28 protein-coding genes are annotated in these 16,251 nt (G+C 64.4%); 25 read left to right on the top strand and 3 right to left on the bottom strand.

The features are described from left to right. The 6 genes from ATO6_RS25615 to ATO6_RS16800 all read left to right on the top strand — a co-directional run. A partial coding sequence (locus tag ATO6_RS25615; protein WP_141102013.1) for a hypothetical protein occupies positions 1-86 on the top strand: 86 nt, incomplete at its 5' end. 208 nt (positions 87-294) lie between these two features. Beyond that, positions 295-603 (top strand): 30S ribosomal protein S10, encoded by a 309-nt coding sequence (gene rpsJ, locus ATO6_RS16820; RefSeq protein ID WP_088625177.1) that lies wholly within the window; start codon positions 295-297, stop codon positions 601-603. A 13-nt stretch (positions 604-616) separates the two neighbouring features. Further along, on the top strand, positions 617-1,495 hold the full coding sequence (gene rplC, locus ATO6_RS16815) for a 50S ribosomal protein L3 (protein WP_088625176.1): 879 nt from the start codon (positions 617-619) through the stop codon (positions 1,493-1,495). Next, complete coding sequence (gene rplD / locus ATO6_RS16810) at positions 1,492-2,109, top strand: 50S ribosomal protein L4 (RefSeq protein WP_088625175.1); 618 nt, start codon at positions 1,492-1,494, stop codon at positions 2,107-2,109. The genes rplC and rplD overlap by 4 nt, the downstream gene beginning before the upstream one ends. Next, entirely contained in the window at positions 2,106-2,402 is a 297-nt protein-coding gene (locus ATO6_RS16805; RefSeq protein WP_088625174.1) for a 50S ribosomal protein L23, read from the top strand. Before rplD ends, ATO6_RS16805 begins: the two co-directional genes overlap by 4 nt. A 131-nt stretch (positions 2,403-2,533) precedes the next feature. Next, the gene (locus ATO6_RS16800) at positions 2,534-2,884 is read left to right on the top strand and encodes a DUF2200 domain-containing protein (RefSeq protein ID WP_088625173.1); all 351 of its coding nucleotides are present in this window, start codon (positions 2,534-2,536) and stop codon (positions 2,882-2,884) included. A 183-nt stretch (positions 2,885-3,067) separates the two neighbouring features. On the opposite strand, the gene ATO6_RS16795 is transcribed toward ATO6_RS16800, so the two are convergent. Then, a complete protein-coding gene (locus ATO6_RS16795) occupies positions 3,068-3,484 on the bottom strand; it encodes an SRPBCC family protein (RefSeq protein WP_217899023.1) in 417 nt (138 codons plus the stop codon). Between the two features lie 497 nt (positions 3,485-3,981). On the opposite strand from ATO6_RS16795, the gene rplB reads away from it, so the two are divergent. The 18 genes from rplB to rpmD all read left to right on the top strand — a co-directional run bounded on the left by rplB (position 3,982) and on the right by rpmD (position 12,763). Then, on the top strand, positions 3,982-4,824 hold the full coding sequence (rplB, locus tag ATO6_RS16790; RefSeq protein ID WP_088625171.1) for a 50S ribosomal protein L2: 843 nt from the start codon (positions 3,982-3,984) through the stop codon (positions 4,822-4,824). Between the two features lie 3 nt (positions 4,825-4,827). Then, positions 4,828-5,106 (top strand): 30S ribosomal protein S19, encoded by a 279-nt coding sequence (gene rpsS, locus ATO6_RS16785; protein ID WP_088625170.1) that lies wholly within the window; start codon positions 4,828-4,830, stop codon positions 5,104-5,106. 3 nt (positions 5,107-5,109) lie between these two features. After that, positions 5,110-5,490, top strand: a complete 381-nt coding sequence (gene rplV / locus ATO6_RS16780; RefSeq protein ID WP_088625169.1) for a 50S ribosomal protein L22 — start codon at positions 5,110-5,112, stop codon at positions 5,488-5,490. After that, positions 5,490-6,209 carry a 30S ribosomal protein S3 gene (gene rpsC, locus ATO6_RS16775; RefSeq protein WP_088625168.1) on the top strand — a complete coding sequence of 240 codons (720 nt, stop codon included), beginning with the start codon at positions 5,490-5,492 and terminating at the stop codon, positions 6,207-6,209. Before rplV ends, rpsC begins: the two co-directional genes overlap by 1 nt. A 12-nt stretch (positions 6,210-6,221) precedes the next feature. Continuing rightward, on the top strand, positions 6,222-6,635 hold the full coding sequence (rplP, locus tag ATO6_RS16770; RefSeq protein ID WP_088625167.1) for a 50S ribosomal protein L16: 414 nt from the start codon (positions 6,222-6,224) through the stop codon (positions 6,633-6,635). Between the two features lie 223 nt (positions 6,636-6,858). Then, positions 6,859-7,479, top strand: coding sequence for a 2OG-Fe(II) oxygenase family protein (locus ATO6_RS16765; protein WP_088625166.1), 621 nt, complete (start codon positions 6,859-6,861; stop codon positions 7,477-7,479). Positions 7,480-7,561: 82 nt separating this feature from the next. Beyond that, positions 7,562-8,203 (top strand): M23 family metallopeptidase, encoded by a 642-nt coding sequence (locus ATO6_RS16760; protein WP_088625165.1) that lies wholly within the window; start codon positions 7,562-7,564, stop codon positions 8,201-8,203. Between the two features lie 208 nt (positions 8,204-8,411). Continuing rightward, positions 8,412-8,612: a 50S ribosomal protein L29 gene (gene rpmC, locus ATO6_RS16755; RefSeq protein WP_088625164.1), complete on the top strand. Its 201-nt coding sequence runs from the start codon at positions 8,412-8,414 to the stop codon at positions 8,610-8,612. An 11-nt stretch (positions 8,613-8,623) separates the two neighbouring features. Continuing rightward, positions 8,624-8,854 (top strand): 30S ribosomal protein S17, encoded by a 231-nt coding sequence (gene rpsQ, locus ATO6_RS16750; protein WP_088625163.1) that lies wholly within the window; start codon positions 8,624-8,626, stop codon positions 8,852-8,854. Positions 8,855-8,927: 73 nt separating this feature from the next. Continuing rightward, positions 8,928-9,296: a 50S ribosomal protein L14 gene (gene rplN / locus ATO6_RS16745; protein ID WP_005621870.1), complete on the top strand. Its 369-nt coding sequence runs from the start codon at positions 8,928-8,930 to the stop codon at positions 9,294-9,296. After that, positions 9,296-9,601, top strand: coding sequence for a 50S ribosomal protein L24 (gene rplX / locus ATO6_RS16740; protein ID WP_088625162.1), 306 nt, complete (start codon positions 9,296-9,298; stop codon positions 9,599-9,601). Before rplN ends, rplX begins: the two co-directional genes overlap by 1 nt. Further along, positions 9,601-10,164, top strand: a complete 564-nt coding sequence (rplE, locus tag ATO6_RS16735) for a 50S ribosomal protein L5 (RefSeq protein ID WP_088625161.1) — start codon at positions 9,601-9,603, stop codon at positions 10,162-10,164. Before rplX ends, rplE begins: the two co-directional genes overlap by 1 nt. 22 nt (positions 10,165-10,186) lie before the next feature. Continuing rightward, complete coding sequence (rpsN, locus tag ATO6_RS16730; protein WP_088625160.1) at positions 10,187-10,492, top strand: 30S ribosomal protein S14; 306 nt, start codon at positions 10,187-10,189, stop codon at positions 10,490-10,492. A gap of 13 nt (positions 10,493-10,505) precedes the next feature. Further along, a complete protein-coding gene (gene rpsH, locus ATO6_RS16725) occupies positions 10,506-10,898 on the top strand; it encodes a 30S ribosomal protein S8 (RefSeq protein ID WP_088625159.1) in 393 nt (130 codons plus the stop codon). A 10-nt stretch (positions 10,899-10,908) separates the two neighbouring features. Next, positions 10,909-11,442, top strand: coding sequence for a 50S ribosomal protein L6 (rplF, locus tag ATO6_RS16720; RefSeq protein ID WP_088625158.1), 534 nt, complete (start codon positions 10,909-10,911; stop codon positions 11,440-11,442). 11 nt (positions 11,443-11,453) lie between these two features. Next, positions 11,454-11,813, top strand: a complete 360-nt coding sequence (gene rplR, locus ATO6_RS16715) for a 50S ribosomal protein L18 (protein WP_088625157.1) — start codon at positions 11,454-11,456, stop codon at positions 11,811-11,813. A gap of 185 nt (positions 11,814-11,998) precedes the next feature. Next, positions 11,999-12,574: a 30S ribosomal protein S5 gene (gene rpsE / locus ATO6_RS16710; RefSeq protein ID WP_088625156.1), complete on the top strand. Its 576-nt coding sequence runs from the start codon at positions 11,999-12,001 to the stop codon at positions 12,572-12,574. A 3-nt stretch (positions 12,575-12,577) separates the two neighbouring features. Then, positions 12,578-12,763, top strand: coding sequence for a 50S ribosomal protein L30 (gene rpmD, locus ATO6_RS16705; protein ID WP_088625155.1), 186 nt, complete (start codon positions 12,578-12,580; stop codon positions 12,761-12,763). Positions 12,764-13,062: 299 nt separating this feature from the next. Here rpmD and ATO6_RS16700 read toward each other — a convergent pair whose 3' ends face one another. Next, positions 13,063-13,833 (bottom strand): VWA domain-containing protein, encoded by a 771-nt coding sequence (locus ATO6_RS16700; RefSeq protein ID WP_254919185.1) that lies wholly within the window; start codon positions 13,831-13,833, stop codon positions 13,063-13,065. A gap of 46 nt (positions 13,834-13,879) precedes the next feature. After that, on the bottom strand, positions 13,880-15,214 hold the full coding sequence (locus tag ATO6_RS16695; protein WP_088625201.1) for a DEAD/DEAH box helicase: 1,335 nt from the start codon (positions 15,212-15,214) through the stop codon (positions 13,880-13,882). Between the two features lie 546 nt (positions 15,215-15,760). On the opposite strand from ATO6_RS16695, the gene rplO reads away from it, so the two are divergent. Then, positions 15,761-16,231, top strand: coding sequence for a 50S ribosomal protein L15 (gene rplO, locus ATO6_RS16690; RefSeq protein ID WP_088625153.1), 471 nt, complete (start codon positions 15,761-15,763; stop codon positions 16,229-16,231). Positions 16,232-16,251: the final 20 nt, after the last annotated feature.

Here is a 16,251-nt window from a genome sequence, read left to right as displayed (position 1 = left end):
TCGCGATGGAAGAGAAGCTGCGCTTCGCCATCCGTGAAGGCGGCCGGACCGTCGGCTCGGGCGTGGTGTCGAAAATTCTTAAATAAGAATTTTCGACCGGTGAGCGGCAGGTGAATTGGCGAAGCCAGATCACCGGGAGCTCACACGGCTGCATATAGGGCGCGGCCCCGGCCGCCCCTCCCGAGACCGGCACGCAAGAGCCGGGCGAGGGTTCAAGAAATACGGGTTCGACGAAGGGGCAGGGTGGTCCTGCCTCTTCCTCTCAACTCAAACGCCGAAGAAGGCTGAATTGACATGTCAGGTCAAACCATTCGCATCCGGCTGAAGGCATTCGATTACCGCGTCCTGGATTCCAGCACGCAGGAAATCGTCAACACGGCGAAGCGCACCGGCGCAACCGTCCGTGGCCCGATCCCGCTGCCGAACAAGATCGAGAAGTTCACGGTTCTCCGTGGGCCGCACATCGACAAGAAATCCCGCGATCAGTTCGAGATCCGGACGCACAAGCGCCTGCTCGACATCGTGGATCCGACCCCGCAGACGGTGGACGCGCTGATGAAGCTCGACCTCGCCGCCGGCGTGGATGTCGAGATCAAGGTTTAAGGAGGGTCACCAGATGCTCCGTTCCGGTATCATCGCCAAGAAGGTGGGCATGACCCGCCTGTTCATGGAAGACGGCCGCCAGGTGCCCGTCACCGTGCTGCAACTCGACGGTCTTCAGGTGCTCGCACAGCGCACCGCCGACAAGGATGGCTATTCGGCAGTTCAGCTCGGCGCCGGCGCTGCCAAAGCCAAGCGGACCTCCAAGGCCATGCGCGGCCACTTCGCAGCCGCGAAGGTGGAACCCAAGCGCAAGGTCGCCGAGTTCCGCGTGGACGCCGACAACCTGATCGCCGTCGGTGAGGAAATCACCGCCGACCATTACTTCGAAGGCCAGTTCGTGGATGTCTCCGGCACCTCGATCGGTAAGGGCTTTGCCGGTGGCATGAAGCGCCACAACTTCGGCGGGCTGCGCGCCTCGCACGGTGTCTCGATCTCTCACCGGTCGCATGGTTCGACCGGTCAGTGTCAGGATCCGGGCAAGGTCTTCAAAGGCAAGAAGATGGCCGGCCACATGGGTGCCGTTCGTGTCACCACGCAGAACCTGCAGGTTGTGCGCACCGACAGCGAGCGCGGCCTGATCATGGTCAAGGGCGCCGTTCCGGGTTCCAAGGGTGGCTGGGTCACGGTGAAAGACGCCGTGAAGAAGCCGTTCCCCGAGAACGCGATCCTGCCCGCCGCTCTGAAATCCGCAGCCGAAGAGGCCCGCAAGGCCGCTGAAGCCGCAGCTGCCGAAGCCGCAGCCGCCGAGGAAGAAGCACGCAAGGCCGCCGAGGCCGAAGCTGCTGCAGCCGAGGAAGCCGCGCTGAAGGCCGCTGAAGCGGAAATCGCAGCCGACAAAGAAGGTGATGCCGGCGACGCCGCAGCACCCGAGAAGAAGGAAGGCGAGGAATGAAACTCGACGTGATCAATCTGGACGGCGGCAAAGCCGGGTCCGTCGATCTCGGCGACGAGATCTTCGGCCTCGAACCCCGCGCCGACATCCTGCACCGCGTTGTGCGGTGGCAGCGTGCCAAGGCACAGGCCGGCACCCACTCCACGCTGGGTCGCTCGGACGTGTCCTACTCGACCAAGAAGATCTATCGCCAGAAGGGCACCGGCGGCGCACGCCACGGCTCCAAGAAGGCACCGATCTTCCGTCACGGCGGCACCTACAAGGGTCCGGTTCCGCGCAGCCACGCCCACGACCTGCCCAAGAAGTTCCGGGCACTGGGTCTGAAGCACGCGCTGTCGGCCAAGGCCAAGGAAGGCGCACTCGTGATCATCGAGTCCGCGGAATCCGAAGGCAAGACCGCAGCCCTGGCCAAGCAGATCAAGGATCTGGGCTGGAAGCGCGCGCTGATCATCGACGGCGCATCGGTGAACGAGGGCTTTGCCCGCGCCGCCGCCAACATCGAGGGTCTCGATGTGCTTCCGTCGATGGGCGCCAACGTCTATGACATCCTCAAGCGTGACACGCTCGTGATCACGAAGGCGGGTGTCGAAGCACTGGAGGCTCGACTGAAATGAGTGCCAAGGCAGAACATTACGACGTGATCCGCAAGCCGGTCATCACCGAGAAGGCAACCATGGCGTCCGAAACGAACGCCGTCGTCTTCGAAGTGGCGATCGACGCGAACAAGCCGCAGATCAAGGAAGCCGTAGAGGCGCTCTTTGGTGTCAAGGTGAAGGCCGTGAACACGACCATCACCAAGGGCAAGGTCAAGCGGTTCCGCGGTCAGCTCGGCTCGCGCAAGGACGTCAAGAAGGCCTACGTGACGCTCGAAGAGGGCAACACGATCGACGTGTCGACCGGCCTCTGAGCGGGCGGCGGGTGCTCCCCGCGCTAAAGAAATCGTAAAGCCCCGGCGGGAAACGGCCGGGGCTTTTCTTTGTCTTCCGGTCCGCCCGGTTTAGGATGGGTGCAAGCTCACACCGCGACAGGGGACGACCCATGGCGAAACACCGCATCTACACGACGAGCTTCGGCAGCGTCTATCCGCACTACGTCAACAAGGTCGAACGCAAGGGCCGCAGCAAGGACGAGCTGCACGAGGTGATCGGCTGGCTGACCGGCTATGACGAGCCCGGGCTGGAGCGCGTGATCGGAGACGGTACGGATTTCGAGACCTTCTTCGACGAGGCGCCGGGGATGAACCCCAGGCGGTCCGAGATCAAGGGCGTGATCTGCGGTGTCCGCGTCGAGGAGATCGAAGAGCCGGTGATGCGCGAGATCCGCTATCTCGACAAGCTGGTGGACGAGCTGGCGCGCGGCAAGAAGATGGAGAAGATCCTGCGAGACTAGGCCGGGGCCGATCCCGGCTGCGCCTTCGGCGGACCCTGTGCGCGTCGGTGCGCCGGTGTGGTCTTGGGCCCGCGCGCCAACCGGCGATGACGCCTGCCAAGAAATGGGGCCGTAGGGACGTCGGGTGTCCCGAATTGCGATCCGCAATGCTCCGTCTCCGGATGCCCCAGGACGCCGCTATGCTCAGAGGCTCTCGGCGTAGGACTTGTAGTTGTTCAGGATCGCCTGCCAGCCGTCGCGCTGCATCTCGATCGGGTGCTCGGTCTCCGGATCGAAGCGGGTGCTCACGAGGGTCCCGTCAGCCTCTGGCGCGAAGGTTGTCGTGACCTGCCGACCGTTCTCCATCGTCGAGGTGAAGCTCTCGCCCGTCTCGACGGCGTCATAGATCATGACGAGGTCGAAACCAAAGCTGCCGTCCTTCGCCTCCATACGGGCCTTGTAGGTCCCGCCCACTCTCAGATCATTGCTCGCCGAGGGACAGCACCAGTCGTCCGAGGCAAAGTTCCAGCGGGTGATGTGTTTGGGGCGCGTATACGCCTCCCACGCAGTGTCCGGAGAGGCGTTGACGAAGGCGGTTACGGTGATCTGTTCGGGCGGCACGGGCGGATCCTTTGCTGCGGTTGAGGTCGTCTGCCCGGTGTGCATCTGATCGGCGAGCGGGCACGGTTCGGGCCGTGACCCGTCGTGCGCCGGAGATTTGCGGTGTCCGTCCGACTTGTCAAAGGATATGAGGTGTTTGCCAACGGGTGGGCCGACTTTGGCGCACGCGCTCCGCAGTGCCTCGTCTGGGGGGCGGTGCGCAAGCGCCGGCAAGGATTGATCCGTCCGCGCTGGCGGCTGAATGACCATGTCCCGGTCGGTCTGGGCCCTTGACCTCGTTCGCCGGCTGCCCTAAACGACCCCATCCGCAAAGCCCCGGATTCGTCCGGGGCTCTGCTTTTGGCGCGGCGGTGCGTGCAAGCACACACCCTACCGCACCACTCCACCGGGGACCTTCGGGGCCCTTCATACCGGTCACCTACGGGGGGCCACACCACATAGGCCGAGGCCGTCCGCAAGGACGGAAGAGGCCATCTGCTAAACGGAAGACAGAAAGCATGGCACTCAAGTCGTACAAGCCGACGACGCCGGGCCAGCGCGGGCTGGTGCTGATCGACCGTTCGGAGCTGTACAAAGGACGTCCCGTCAAGGCCCTCACCCAGGGTCTGACCAAGTCGGGCGGCCGGAACAACACCGGACGGATCACGATGCGCCGCACGGGCGGCGGGGCGAAACGCCTCTATCGGATCGTCGATTTCAAACGCAACAAGCGTGACGTCGAAGCCGTCGTCGTTCGGATCGAATATGACCCGAACCGCACCGCCTTCATCGCGCTGATCCAGTACACCGACGGCGAACAGGCCTACATCCTCGCCCCCCAGCGTCTCGGCGTGGGCGACAAGGTCATCTCCGCCGCCAAGGCCGACATCAAGCCGGGCAACGCGATGCCGTTCTCGGGCCTGCCGATCGGTACCATCGTTCACAACGTCGAACTGAAGCCCGGCAAGGGTGGCCAGATCGCACGCGCCGCGGGCACCTACGCTCAGTTCGTCGGCCGTGACGGCGGCTACGCCCAGATCCGCCTCAGCTCCGGCGAACTGCGTCTCGTGCGTCAGGAATGCATGGCCACCGTCGGTGCCGTGTCGAACCCCGACAACTCGAACCAGAACTACGGCAAGGCCGGTCGCATGCGGCACAAGGGCATCCGCCCGAGCGTCCGCGGCGTCGTCATGAACCCGATCGACCACCCCCACGGCGGTGGTGAAGGCCGGACCTCCGGTGGTCGTCACCCGGTTACCCCCTGGGGCAAGCCGACCAAGGGTGCCAAGACCCGCGATCGCAACAAGGCGTCGTCCAAGCTCATCATCCGCTCGCGTCACGCCAAGAAGAAGGGCCGTTAATTCATGAGCCGCTCAGTCTGGAAGGGCCCCTTCGTCGACGCCTACGTGCTGAAAAAAGCCGAGGCCGTCCGCGAGTCGGGCCGCAATGAAGTCATCAAGATCTGGTCGCGTCGTTCGACGATCCTGCCGCAGTTCGTGGGTCTCACGTTCGGCGTCTACAACGGCCAGAAGCATATCCCCGTCAACGTCAGCGAAGACATGATCGGTCAGAAGTTCGGTGAATATTCGCCGACCCGGACCTACTACGGTCATGCCGCCGACAAGAAAGCGAAGCGGAAGTAAGTCATGGGCAAGGAAAAGAACCCCCGCCGCGTGGCCGACAACGAAGCTATGGCGAAACTTCGCATGCTTCGCACCAGCCCGCAGAAACTGAACCTCGTCGCGCAACTGATCCGCGGCAAGAAGGTCGAAAAGGCCCTGTCGGACCTGACCTTCTCGAAAAAGCGGATCGCCGAGGACGTGAAGAAATGCCTTCAGTCCGCGATTGCCAACGCCGAGAACAACCACAACCTCGACGTCGATGAGCTGATCGTGGCCGAGGCCTATGTTGGCAAGAACCTCATCATGAAGCGTGGTCGTCCGCGGGCACGTGGCCGCTATGGCAAGATCATGAAGCCGTTTTCGGAGCTGACCATCAAGGTCCGCCAAGTCGAGGAGCAAGCCTGATGGGTCAGAAAGTCAATCCGATCGGCATGCGCCTGCAGGTGAACCGCACCTGGGACAGCCGCTGGTACGCCGATACGAAGGATTACGGCGATCTTCTGCTCGAAGACGTCAAGATCCGTGAGTTCATCAAGGAAGAGTGCAAGCAGGCGGGCGTTGCCCGGATCATCATCGAACGGCCGCACAAGAAGTGCCGGGTGACGATCCACACCGCACGTCCGGGTGTCATCATCGGCAAGAAAGGCGCCGATATCGAGACCCTGCGCAAGAAGCTGGCCCGCATGACGGACAGCGAACTGCACCTCAACATCGTCGAAGTCCGCAAGCCCGAGATGGATGCGCAGCTGGTGGCCGAGTCCATCGCGCAGCAGCTCGAGCGCCGGGTGTCCTTCCGCCGCGCCATGAAGCGTGGCGTGCAGAACGCCATGCGCATGGGGGCCCTCGGCATCCGCGTGAACGTCGCCGGCCGTCTGGGCGGTGCCGAGATCGCACGGACCGAATGGTACCGCGAGGGCCGCGTGCCCCTGCACACCCTGCGTGCCGACATCGACTATGCCCTGGCCGAAGCCATGACGCCCTACGGGATCATCGGGATCAAGGTCTGGATCTTCAAAGGCGAGATCATGGAACATGATCCGCAGGCACGCGATCGTCGCGCGCAGGAGATCCAGGACGGTCCCGCCCCGCGCGGCGCCGGTGGCGGCCGCCGCGGCGACCGGTAAGGAGTCAGAAAAATGCTTCAACCGAAACGCACAAAGTTCCGGAAACAGTTCAAGGGTCGCATCCATGGTGAGGCCAAGGGCGGTTCCGATCTGAACTTCGGCACCTACGGCCTCAAGGCCACGCAACCCGAGCGCGTCACCGCGCGTCAGATTGAGGCAGCACGCCGCGCCCTGACCCGCCACATGAAGCGTCAGGGCCGTGTCTGGATCCGTATCTTCCCGGACACCCCGGTCACCTCCAAGCCGACCGAGGTTCGGATGGGTAAAGGTAAGGGTTCCGTGGATTACTGGGCCTGCAAGGTGAAACCCGGCCGCGTCATGTTCGAGATCGACGGCGTGGGCGAGGACATCGCGCGTGAAGCGCTGCGTCTGGCGTCCATGAAACTGCCGATCAAGACCCGCATCGTGGTTCGCGAAGACTGGTAAGTCTTTCCTGAGTGCGCGGCAGTCGCTTTTGCCTGCAAAAGCGATGAGAGCGGCACCCGGTGGAGGTCTCCCGTCAATTCCGCAGGAATTGATGGAGCTAGGGGGAGGCGATTGGCACCGCCAATTGCTGCCCCGCACAGCCGAGGTCTTCACGACGTCTAGAATTAGCGATAGGGCGGGGTTCAACCCCGCCCTACGCCGTTTCAGCCCCCCGGACCCCGCCATGCCCGAGATCACCAATCTCTTCGTCACCCCCCTCTACCGCGCCGCCCTGTCCGAGCACGGCCCCAAAATCGACGCCGAGGAACTGGCCAACTCCTGCTATTCCATCGCCGAGGACGACGAGGCCGGCCAGGAATGGTGCGAAGAGAACGGCTATCCCGGCTACACCTCCTATGCCTCGCTGACGGACCTCCCCTGGCGCTTCCCGATCTTCGCCGACCTCGTGGCCTCGCTCGACAAGCATGTCGCCGCCTTCGCCGAGGAACTGGAGTTCGACCTCGGCGACAAGGAGCTGAAGCTCGAGGATCTCTGGATCAACATCCTGCCCGAGGGCGGCACCCATGCCAGCCACATCCACCCGCATTCGGTGATCTCGGGCACCACCTATGTCCTGATGCCCGAAGGGGCAGGGGCCCTGAAGCTGGAAGACCCCCGCCTGCCGATGATGATGGCCGCCCCCCCGCGACGCCGCAAAGCGCGTGAGGAACTGCGGACGTTCCACTACGTCGCGCCCAAGGTCGGGGACGTGCTGCTCTGGGAAAGCTGGCTGCGGCACGAGGTGCCGATGAACATGGCCGAGGACGAGCGGATTTCGGTGAGCTTCAACTATGGGTGGGGGTAATGAAAACAGGCGAATAGCAGAAGGAACTATGCCAGAACCCACAATTATGTTTTCCTGACCATTGAATTGGGAGGGCAATAATATGTTTAAGATATTTCTGGCCGCGGTGCTTTCGACCGGCTTTCTGGCAGGAATGACGGATGCTCAGGTGCTTTCGGACAATGGACAGCCCCTGAAATACGGCGCGCGTTCGGTGCCGCGCGGGCTCGACCTGTGCAACGATTACCTGTCGCCGCGCAATTATGCGGGGGAGCCATATCGGATCGTCGAAAAGGACCGGATCGTGACCCGGCACGAGGGCATGGACTTTTGCGCCCCTGCTGGCACCCCGGTCATCGCGCCGGTATCGGGGGCGATCATCTGGAGCGTTCAGGATCATCCGCTTCGGGGTGGTCAGGTCCTGATCAAGACCGATTTCCGGGTCCGCCTGAAAGCGGGATCGAATGAAAGCCGTCCGGTCTATATCGGGCTGGTTCACATGACGCCGAAACGCGGGCTGGCGCGGGGGCAGCGCGTGCGCGCAGGCGATCCGATCGGCGTGGTGCAGGCGGCTGGCCTGCCGGAGATCGGTTCGCGTTCGCATATTCACTACACCGCCCGGATCTGCGAGTCCCACACCTGCCATATCGATCCGAACATGTTCTGGAACGACGGTCCGGGCAGGGTATCATGCCTGGGCGGGGCGTTGCCCAAGGGCAAGATCGTCGCGCCCTATCGCTGCTGAAGGCCGCGCAGCTCGAAGGCCGTTCCGGTATGGTATGATCCGCCTTGCGGGCCAGCGGGCCGGGAGGGCTTGATACCCCCTTGCCAACCCCCCGGATCCCCCCTATACGGCCCCCTCATCACTGACCTCCGCCGGAATCAGGGTGACCCGTCGCGCGCATCGCGCGGACAAGGGGCCTTCCGGCGATGTTGAAAAAGGAACATAGAGCATGAGCGCTCAAGAGCTCCGGGACAAGACCCCGGATCAGCTCCGCGAGGAGCTGACCAACCTGAAGAAAGAGCAGTTCAACCTGCGCTTTCAGCAGGCCACCGGCCAACTGGAAAACCCCGCACGCATGCGCGCCGCGCGCCGCCAGGCCGCCCGCGTCCTGACCGTGCTGAACCAAAAAGCCAAAGCGGCTTCGGAATAAGGGGAACCCAGATGCCCAAACGTATCCTGCAAGGCACCGTCACTTCGGACGCCAACGCACAGACTGTTACCGTGTCGGTCGAACGTCGCTTCACCCACCCGGTTCTCAAGAAGACCGTCCGTAAGTCCAAGAAGTACCGGGCCCACGACGAGAACAACACCTTCAAGGTGGGCGACGCCGTCCGTATCCAGGAATGCGCGCCGAAGTCCAAGACGAAACGCTGGGAAGTGATCGCCGAATAAGGCACACGACCCGGTTCAATCGAAACCCTGGGGGGCTGAACAAGAACAACCCCCAAAGGTCGGGAGAAACCACATGATCCAGATGCAGACCAATCTGGATGTCGCTGACAACTCCGGCGCTCGCCGGGTGCAGTGCATCAAGGTCCTGGGTGGTTCCAAGCGTAAATACGCTTCGGTGGGCGACATCATCGTCGTCTCCGTCAAGGAAGCCATCCCGCGCGGCCGCGTGAAGAAGGGGGACGTCCGCAAGGCCGTCGTCGTTCGCACCGCGAAGGAAGTCCGCCGCGAAGACGGCACCGCGATCCGCTTCGATCGCAACGCAGCCGTCATCCTGAACAACAACAACGAGCCGGTCGGCACCCGTATCTTCGGGCCGGTGGTTCGTGAGCTGCGCGCGAAGAACTTCATGAAGATCATCTCGCTCGCGCCGGAGGTGCTGTAATGGCTGCGAAACTCCGCAAAGGTGACAAGGTCGTCGTCCTGTCCGGCAAGGACAAGGGCAAGACCGGCGAGATCGAAAGCGTCGATCCGAAGGGCGGCAAGGCCGTCGTCGGCGGCGTGAACATGGCGATCCGCCACACCCGTCAGAGCCAGACCGCACAGGGCGGCCGCATCCCCAAGGCGATGCCGATCGACCTGTCGAACCTCGCCATCGTCGATGGCAACGGCAAGGCGTCCCGCGTCGGCTTCCGCATGGAAGACGGCAAGAAGGTCCGCTTCGCCAAGACCACGGGAGACGCGATCTGATGCTCGACGCTGCCAACTACACCCCGCGCCTCAAGAAAGCGTATGCGGAGACCGTCCGCGCCGCGCTGAAAGAGGAATTCGGCTACACCAACGACATGCAGATCCCGCGTCTGGACAAGATCGTCCTGAACATCGGCTGCGGTGCAGAAGCCGTCCGCGACAGCAAGAAGGCCAAATCGGCTCAGGAAGACCTGACGTCGATCGCCGGCCAGAAAGCCGTCATCACCAAGGCCAAGAAGTCCATCGCAGGCTTCCGCGTGCGTGAAGAGATGCCGCTCGGCGCCAAGGTCACGCTCCGCGGCGACCGGATGTACGACTTCCTGGACCGCATGATCACCGTGGCGATGCCCCGTATCCGCGACTTCCGCGGCGTGCCGGGTTCCTCCTTCGACGGCCGTGGCAACTACGCCATGGGCATCAAGGAACACATCGTTTTCCCCGAGATCAACTTCGACAAGGTCGACGAGGTCTGGGGGATGGACGTCATCATCTGCACAAACGCCAAGACGGATGCAGAGGCGAAGTCGCTGCTCAAGCACTTCAACATGCCGTTCAACAGCTGATCGCGCCGAGGAGATACGACCAATGGCCAAAAAATCCATGATCGAGCGCGAAAAGAAGCGTGAGCGGCTGGTGAAACAGTATGCCGCGAAGCGTGAAGCGCTGAAGGAAATCATCAACGACCAGTCGAAGCCGATGGAAGAGCGTTTCCGCGCCACCCTGAAGCTGGCCGAGCTGCCCCGCAACTCGTCCGCGACCCGTCTTCACAACCGCTGCCAGCTGACCGGCCGCCCCCACGCTTACTACCGTAAGCTCAAGGTGTCCCGGATCATGCTGCGGGAGCTTGGCTCGAACGGCCAGATCCCCGGCCTCGTGAAATCGAGCTGGTAAGGAGGGCATAGATATGAACGATCCTATCGGCGATATGCTCACCCGGATCCGCAACGCGCAGCTGCGCGGCAAGTCCACCGTCTCCACCCCGGCGTCCAAGCTGCGGGCATGGGTCCTGGACGTGCTGGCGGACGAAGGCTACATCCGCGGCTACGAAAAGGGGACCGGCAAAGACGGTCACCCGACGCTGGAAATCAGCCTGAAATACTTCGACGGCACCCCCGTCATTCGCGAAGTGAAGCGGGTCTCCAAACCCGGTCGCCGCGTTTACATGGGCGTCAAGGACATCCCGCAGGTCCGTCAGGGCCTGGGTGTGTCGATTGTCAGCACGCCGAAGGGCGTGATGTCTGATGCAGCAGCCCGCGCCGCCAATGTTGGTGGCGAGGTCATCTGCACGGTGTTCTAAGGAGAAGACGATGTCTCGTATTGGGAAAAAACCGGTCGAGCTGCCGTCGGGCGTTACTGCGTCCCTCTCCGGCCAGACCATCGAGGTGAAGGGGCCGAAAGCGACCCACAGCTTCACCGCGACCGACGACGTGACGATCGCGATCGAGGACAATGCCGTGACGGTGACCCCGCGCGGCAAGTCCAAGCGCGCGCTCCAGCAGTGGGGCATGTCCCGCACGATGGTTGCGAACCTCGTTCAGGGCGTCACCACCGGCTTCAAGCGCGAGCTTGAAATCCAGGGCGTCGGCTACCGTGCCGCGGCCCAGGGTCAGACCCTGAAGCTGAACCTCGGCTACAGCCATGACGTCGACTTCCCGGTTCCGGCAGGGGTCACCGTGACCACGCCGAAGCCGACCGAAGTGATCATCGAAGGCACCGATCCGCAGCTGGTCGGCCAGGTTGCCGCCAACATCCGCGAGTGGCGTGCGCCCGAGCCGTACAAAGGCAAGGGCATCCGTTACAAGGGCGAGTTCATCTTCCGTAAGGAAGGCAAGAAGAAGTAAGGACCAGACAGATGGCACTTTCCAAAAGGGAACTGTTCCTGAAGCGCCGCGTGCGGGTCCGGAACAAGCTTCGCAAGGTGAATGCAGGCCGCGTGCGGCTCTCCGTCCACCGCTCGAACAAGAACATCAGCGCTCAGCTGATCGACGATGTGAACGGCGTCACGATCGCCTCGGCCTCCTCGCTGGAGAAGGACCTGGGCGTTGTCGGCAAGAACAACATCGAAGCGGCGACCAAGGTCGGCGCGGCGATTGCCGAGCGCGCCAAGAAGGCTGGTGTGGAAGAAGCGTACTTCGACCGCGGTGGCTTCCTGTTCCACGGCAAGGTGAAGGCTCTGGCCGACGCCGCGCGCGAGGGCGGGCTCCGCATCTGACGGGCCGGTGCGTGCACAGCACGCACCCTACCGCAGCTCCGTAGGGTGCGTGCTTGTCACGCACCTTGCGCAACCCGAGGGCGCGACACGCGCCCCGATGATCCGGGAGGTTCCGCCGCTGGCGGAGGGCCTCACCAAGGATCGACCCAACCGGGCGCCACCGCCCATGTCGAGAAGGAGAGCCAATGGCTCGTGAAGACAACCGCCGGGACCGTCGCGACCGCGACGAAGCACCCGAATTCGCCGATCGCCTCGTCGCGATCAACCGCGTGTCCAAGACCGTCAAGGGTGGTAAGCGCTTCGGCTTCGCAGCCCTCGTCGTCGTGGGCGACCAGAAGGGCCGTGTCGGCTTCGGCAAGGGCAAGGCCAAGGAAGTCCCCGAGGCGATCCGCAAGGCAACGGAACAGGCCAAGCGCCAGATGATCCGTGTTCCGCTGCGCGAAGGCCGCACCCTGCACCACGACGTCGAAGGCCGTCATGGCGCCGGCAAGGTCGTGATGCGCACCGCACCGCACGGCACCGGGATCATCGCCGGTGGTCCGATGCGCGCCGTGTTCGAAATGCTGGGCGTGCACGACGTGGTCGCCAAGTCGATCGGCTCGCAGAACCCCTACAACATGATCCGCGCCACCCTGGAAGGCCTGCAGAAGCAGTACTCCCCGCGCACCGTCGCTCAGCGCCGGGGCAAGAAAGTGGCCGACATCCTTCCCAAGCGTGACGAGGCTCCGGCCGAGTCTTCGCAGGTTGCCGAGGAGGCCTGATAGATGGCTACGATCGTCGTGAAACAGATCGGTTCGCCGATCCGTCGCCCCGCCAAGCAGCGCCAGACGCTGATCGGCCTGGGCCTGAACAAGATGCACAAGACCCGCGAGCTCGAGGATACGCCCTCGGTCCGCGGCATGGTCGCCAAGATTCCGCACCTGGTCGAGATCATCGAGGAAAAGGCGTAAGCCTTTTTTCGGAAACGGATTGATGAACGCCCCCGGTGAAAATCGGGGGTTTTTCTTTACCCGTGGCCTGCGAGGCAATCTCGTTAACACGGTTAGTTCCGGGACATCGTGAGTTAATCCCTTTCCATCCTTCTGACCGCAATTTCTGTCGTCGCCTCGCCCAGCCTGGCCGCGGTCAGGGCCGCCCCACAGGTGATCGCTGGTCCAGAGGCGACGGGGCACGGTGGCGGTTGCCGCAAGTCCTCACCCCGAGGGCAGTGCTGTCACATGGAGAAACCTGTGGGCAAGGTGCATTGCCACTAGCCCGTCGATCGTCCCGGCGTGCCCTCTGACGGGTCCAGCCGTCCGATCACCGGGCATCCCAGCGTCGCCTTCAGCGCGTCCACCAGTTCCTCCACCGTCTCGGTCGTGACGTAGAGCCCGCCCGTCCGCTCGGCGAGGCAGCGTGCCACGCTCCGGTCATGGGCGGAGTTCTCCTGCTCCGGGTTGTTCCAGGTCCAGAAGTCGACCTCGACCCGAAATCCGATCACGTGCACCGTCAGGTCGGCCGCGTCCCGCGCCAGCGCATCGCCGAGCGCGCAGGGGCGTCCGCCACAGGTCTCATTGCCATCCGTCACAAGCACGACGACCCCCGGCTGCGTGCGGTAGCCCAGCGTTTCGGCTGCGACCGTCACGGAGGCGGCCAGCGGAGTCAGCCCGCCGGGCGCGAGGGCGTCGATCGCGGTAATGATCGGGGGGGCGGCATCGGCGCGCGGGACAAAGTGCCGGGTGATCCCCGAACAGCTGTCCACGCCCTCCGGGCCATAGGTGACGAGCCCGACGCGGCGGTAGGCCGCGATATCCGGCATGGCCCGTCGCACCGCCTCGCGCGCTTCGTCGATGCGGGTCAGGGCGGAGGCCTCGAACCCGATCTCGGCCATCGAGGCGGAGCCGTCGAAGACCAGCATCGCATCGACCGAACAATCACTTGCAGAGAGGGGAGAGGCAAATTGTCCTGCCAGCGCCATCGCGGCGGTCAGTCCGATCAGGCGGCGGACACGTGGCAGGGCAGGGGGGGCGGGCGCGGTCATGTCGCCATGACACACCGCGCCCGCACCAAAAGCAATCGTCAGCCGATCATGCGGCGCGGGCGTTCGCCTTGCCACGGTTGGGACGCGACCGGCGCGGCTTGTGCTTGGCGGGTGCGCCGCCCGGCGCCGCGCTGGCCGACTGGCCCGGCTTGCCGCCGCCACGACGGCCCGGCTTGCCGCGTCCGCCGCCACCGGCGCCGCCACGGTTTCCGCCCGGCTTGCCGCCGCCACGGCCCTGACGCTTGGGCTCCTCGCCCGGCTGCGGCTCCCACGGGGTGCCGCCGGCCACGGGGATCTCGCGGCCCATCACCTTCTGGATGTCGCGCAGTTCCGACATCTCGGCCGGTGCGCAATAGGCGATGGCCGTGCCGTCACGGCCCGCACGCGCGGTCCGGCCGATGCGGTGGACGTAGTTGTCCGGCACGTTCGGCAGGTCGTAGTTGTAGACGTAGCGGACATCGGGAATGTCGATCCCGCGCGCGGCGACGTCGGTGGCCACCAGCACCTTGATCTCGCCGTCCTTGAAGGCCTTCAGCGCCCGGTCCCGCTGGCCCTGGCTCTTGTTGCCGTGGATCGACGCCGCGCCGAAGCCCGCGTTGACCAGCGACTTCATCAGTCGCTCGGCCCCGTGCTTGGTGCGGGCAAAGACCAGCGCGGCCTCTTGCGTGTGTTCGCCCAGATGCTCGATCAGCAGGCCGGACTTCGCGGCCTGCGCCACGAAGTGCACGTGCTGGTCGATCTTGTCGGCAGGCTTGCCCGGCGGGTTGGTCTCGATCCGGACCGGGTTGGTCAGGTAGTCGCGCGACAGATCGGCCATCAGCTTGGGCATGGTGGCCGAGAACAGCATCGTCTGCCGTTCCTTGGGCAGCAGCGGCGCGATCCGGCGCAGGGCGTGGATGAAGCCCATGTCCAGCATCTGGTCGGCCTCGTCGAGCACGAGGAAAACGGTTTCGTCCAGCCGCACGGCATTGCGGTCGATCAGGTCGATCAGCCGTCCGGGCGTGGCGACCAGCACGTCGGTGCCGCGCTGCATCCGCTGGACCTGCGCGTTGATCGACCCGCCGCCGACGATCAGCTCGATCCGGACCGAGGTGCCCTTGGCGAACCCGCGCAGGCTGTCGAGGATCTGCTTGGCCAGTTCCCGCGTGGGGGCGAGGATCAGGCTGCGCGCGCTGCGCGGCGCGGGCTTGCCCTCGGCGCGCATCAGCGCGGTCAGGATGGGCAGGCCGAAGGCCGCGGTCTTGCCGGTGCCGGTCTGGGCCAGGCCCATGACATCGCGGCCGTTCATCGCGTGCGGGATCGCCTGGCGCTGGATGGGGGTGGGGTCGGTGATGCCAAGCTCGGTGAGGTTGGCGGAGAGGCGGGACGGAAGTCCCAGCATGTCGAAATCCAAAATACGTCCTTGCTGCGGATGACATTTGCCATCCGCGAAAAGCGGGCAGGCCCCGTCCGGGGGCCATGCGTCACGCTCGGGTTCAACCCTGAACGGGCCTGCGGGCCGAATGCCGCGCCAGCCGTCCGGGCGTCTGACCCCCCGCGTGATGTGGGAACCATGTTAGAGTGGGGCCGTGTTCCGCGCTCTCGGGCGGAAAGGCTGCTCACGCGGCAGCGACGGCTCGGGCGGCATATGCGCGCAGATGGCGCTCCTGTCAATGGTTCTGCCCACCTGTCCGCCATGCGCTCCGCGCAGAGGTGCAGATTGTCTCCAGCTTCATCTTGCCCCAAATATGCCCGCCGGAGGCTGCGCTGACAGGGGTCGATCCCCTGTCAGCGCACTCCACGGGCGACGCCTTCAGGCGGCGCTTGATCCCGCAGGCCACAGAGTCTATACGCCCCCGGTGGCCCGGCACGGGCCCGACTCATCAACCAAGAAACGCCGTGTCCGCCCAATACGCTTCGGGGGCGGTTCCGGCTCAGGAGAAGCGACATGAAACTCAACGAACTGCGCGACAATCCCGGCGCGGCCCCCAAGAAAAAGCGCGTGGCGCGCGGCCCCGGCTCCGGCAAGGGCAAGACCGCCGGTCGCGGTATCAAGGGTCAGAAATCCCGTTCGGGCGTGGCGATCGCCGGCTACGAGGGCGGTCAGATGCCGCTCTACCAGCGTCTGCCCAAGCGTGGCTTCAACAAGCCGAACAAGAAACACTTCGCCGTCATCAACCTCGGCATCATCGCGAAATTCGTCGAAGCGGGCAAGCTCGACGGGAAATCCGCGATCACCGAGGACGCGCTGGTCGCCTCCGGCGCCATCCGCCGCAAGCTGGACGGCATCCGGGTTCTGGCCAAGGGTGACATCGGCACCGCGCTGAACATCGAAGTGACCGGCGCCTCCAAAGCGGCCATCGACGCCGTCGAAAAGGCGGGCGGTTCGCTCAAGGTCACGAACGCCGCGGCCGAATAACAGGTTGTGGGCGCCCGCAC

This window comes from Oceanicola sp. 22II-s10i (genome assembly GCF_002210105.1).
Taxonomy (GTDB): Bacteria; Pseudomonadota; Alphaproteobacteria; order Rhodobacterales; family Rhodobacteraceae; genus Pseudooceanicola.
This window is presented reverse-complemented; position numbering and strand designations above follow the sequence as displayed.

Coding starts and splice junctions, on each gene's coding strand:
- rpmC (WP_088625164.1), top strand. CDS start 8,412: ATGAGCGCTCAAGAGCTCCGGGACAAGACCCCGGATCAGCTCCGCGAG.
- rplF (WP_088625158.1), top strand. CDS start 10,909: ATGTCTCGTATTGGGAAAAAACCGGTCGAGCTGCCGTCGGGCGTTACT.
- ATO6_RS16765 (WP_088625166.1), top strand. CDS start 6,859: ATGCCCGAGATCACCAATCTCTTCGTCACCCCCCTCTACCGCGCCGCC.
- rplD (WP_088625175.1), top strand. CDS start 1,492: ATGAAACTCGACGTGATCAATCTGGACGGCGGCAAAGCCGGGTCCGTC.
- ATO6_RS16695 (WP_088625201.1), bottom strand. CDS start 15,214: ATGCTGGGACTTCCGTCCCGCCTCTCCGCCAACCTCACCGAGCTTGGC.
- rplR (WP_088625157.1), top strand. CDS start 11,454: ATGGCACTTTCCAAAAGGGAACTGTTCCTGAAGCGCCGCGTGCGGGTC.
- rpsQ (WP_088625163.1), top strand. CDS start 8,624: ATGCCCAAACGTATCCTGCAAGGCACCGTCACTTCGGACGCCAACGCA.
- rpsH (WP_088625159.1), top strand. CDS start 10,506: ATGAACGATCCTATCGGCGATATGCTCACCCGGATCCGCAACGCGCAG.
- rpsE (WP_088625156.1), top strand. CDS start 11,999: ATGGCTCGTGAAGACAACCGCCGGGACCGTCGCGACCGCGACGAAGCA.
- ATO6_RS16805 (WP_088625174.1), top strand. CDS start 2,106: ATGAGTGCCAAGGCAGAACATTACGACGTGATCCGCAAGCCGGTCATC.
- rplP (WP_088625167.1), top strand. CDS start 6,222: ATGCTTCAACCGAAACGCACAAAGTTCCGGAAACAGTTCAAGGGTCGC.
- rplV (WP_088625169.1), top strand. CDS start 5,110: ATGGGCAAGGAAAAGAACCCCCGCCGCGTGGCCGACAACGAAGCTATG.
- rpsJ (WP_088625177.1), top strand. CDS start 295: ATGTCAGGTCAAACCATTCGCATCCGGCTGAAGGCATTCGATTACCGC.
- rplO (WP_088625153.1), top strand. CDS start 15,761: ATGAAACTCAACGAACTGCGCGACAATCCCGGCGCGGCCCCCAAGAAA.
- rplX (WP_088625162.1), top strand. CDS start 9,296: ATGGCTGCGAAACTCCGCAAAGGTGACAAGGTCGTCGTCCTGTCCGGC.
- rplE (WP_088625161.1), top strand. CDS start 9,601: ATGCTCGACGCTGCCAACTACACCCCGCGCCTCAAGAAAGCGTATGCG.
- rpmD (WP_088625155.1), top strand. CDS start 12,578: ATGGCTACGATCGTCGTGAAACAGATCGGTTCGCCGATCCGTCGCCCC.
- rplC (WP_088625176.1), top strand. CDS start 617: ATGCTCCGTTCCGGTATCATCGCCAAGAAGGTGGGCATGACCCGCCTG.
- rpsN (WP_088625160.1), top strand. CDS start 10,187: ATGGCCAAAAAATCCATGATCGAGCGCGAAAAGAAGCGTGAGCGGCTG.
- ATO6_RS16800 (WP_088625173.1), top strand. CDS start 2,534: ATGGCGAAACACCGCATCTACACGACGAGCTTCGGCAGCGTCTATCCG.
- rplN (WP_005621870.1), top strand. CDS start 8,928: ATGATCCAGATGCAGACCAATCTGGATGTCGCTGACAACTCCGGCGCT.
- rpsS (WP_088625170.1), top strand. CDS start 4,828: ATGAGCCGCTCAGTCTGGAAGGGCCCCTTCGTCGACGCCTACGTGCTG.
- rplB (WP_088625171.1), top strand. CDS start 3,982: ATGGCACTCAAGTCGTACAAGCCGACGACGCCGGGCCAGCGCGGGCTG.
- ATO6_RS16700 (WP_254919185.1), bottom strand. CDS start 13,833: ATGACCGCGCCCGCCCCCCCTGCCCTGCCACGTGTCCGCCGCCTGATC.
- rpsC (WP_088625168.1), top strand. CDS start 5,490: ATGGGTCAGAAAGTCAATCCGATCGGCATGCGCCTGCAGGTGAACCGC.
- ATO6_RS16760 (WP_088625165.1), top strand. CDS start 7,562: ATGTTTAAGATATTTCTGGCCGCGGTGCTTTCGACCGGCTTTCTGGCA.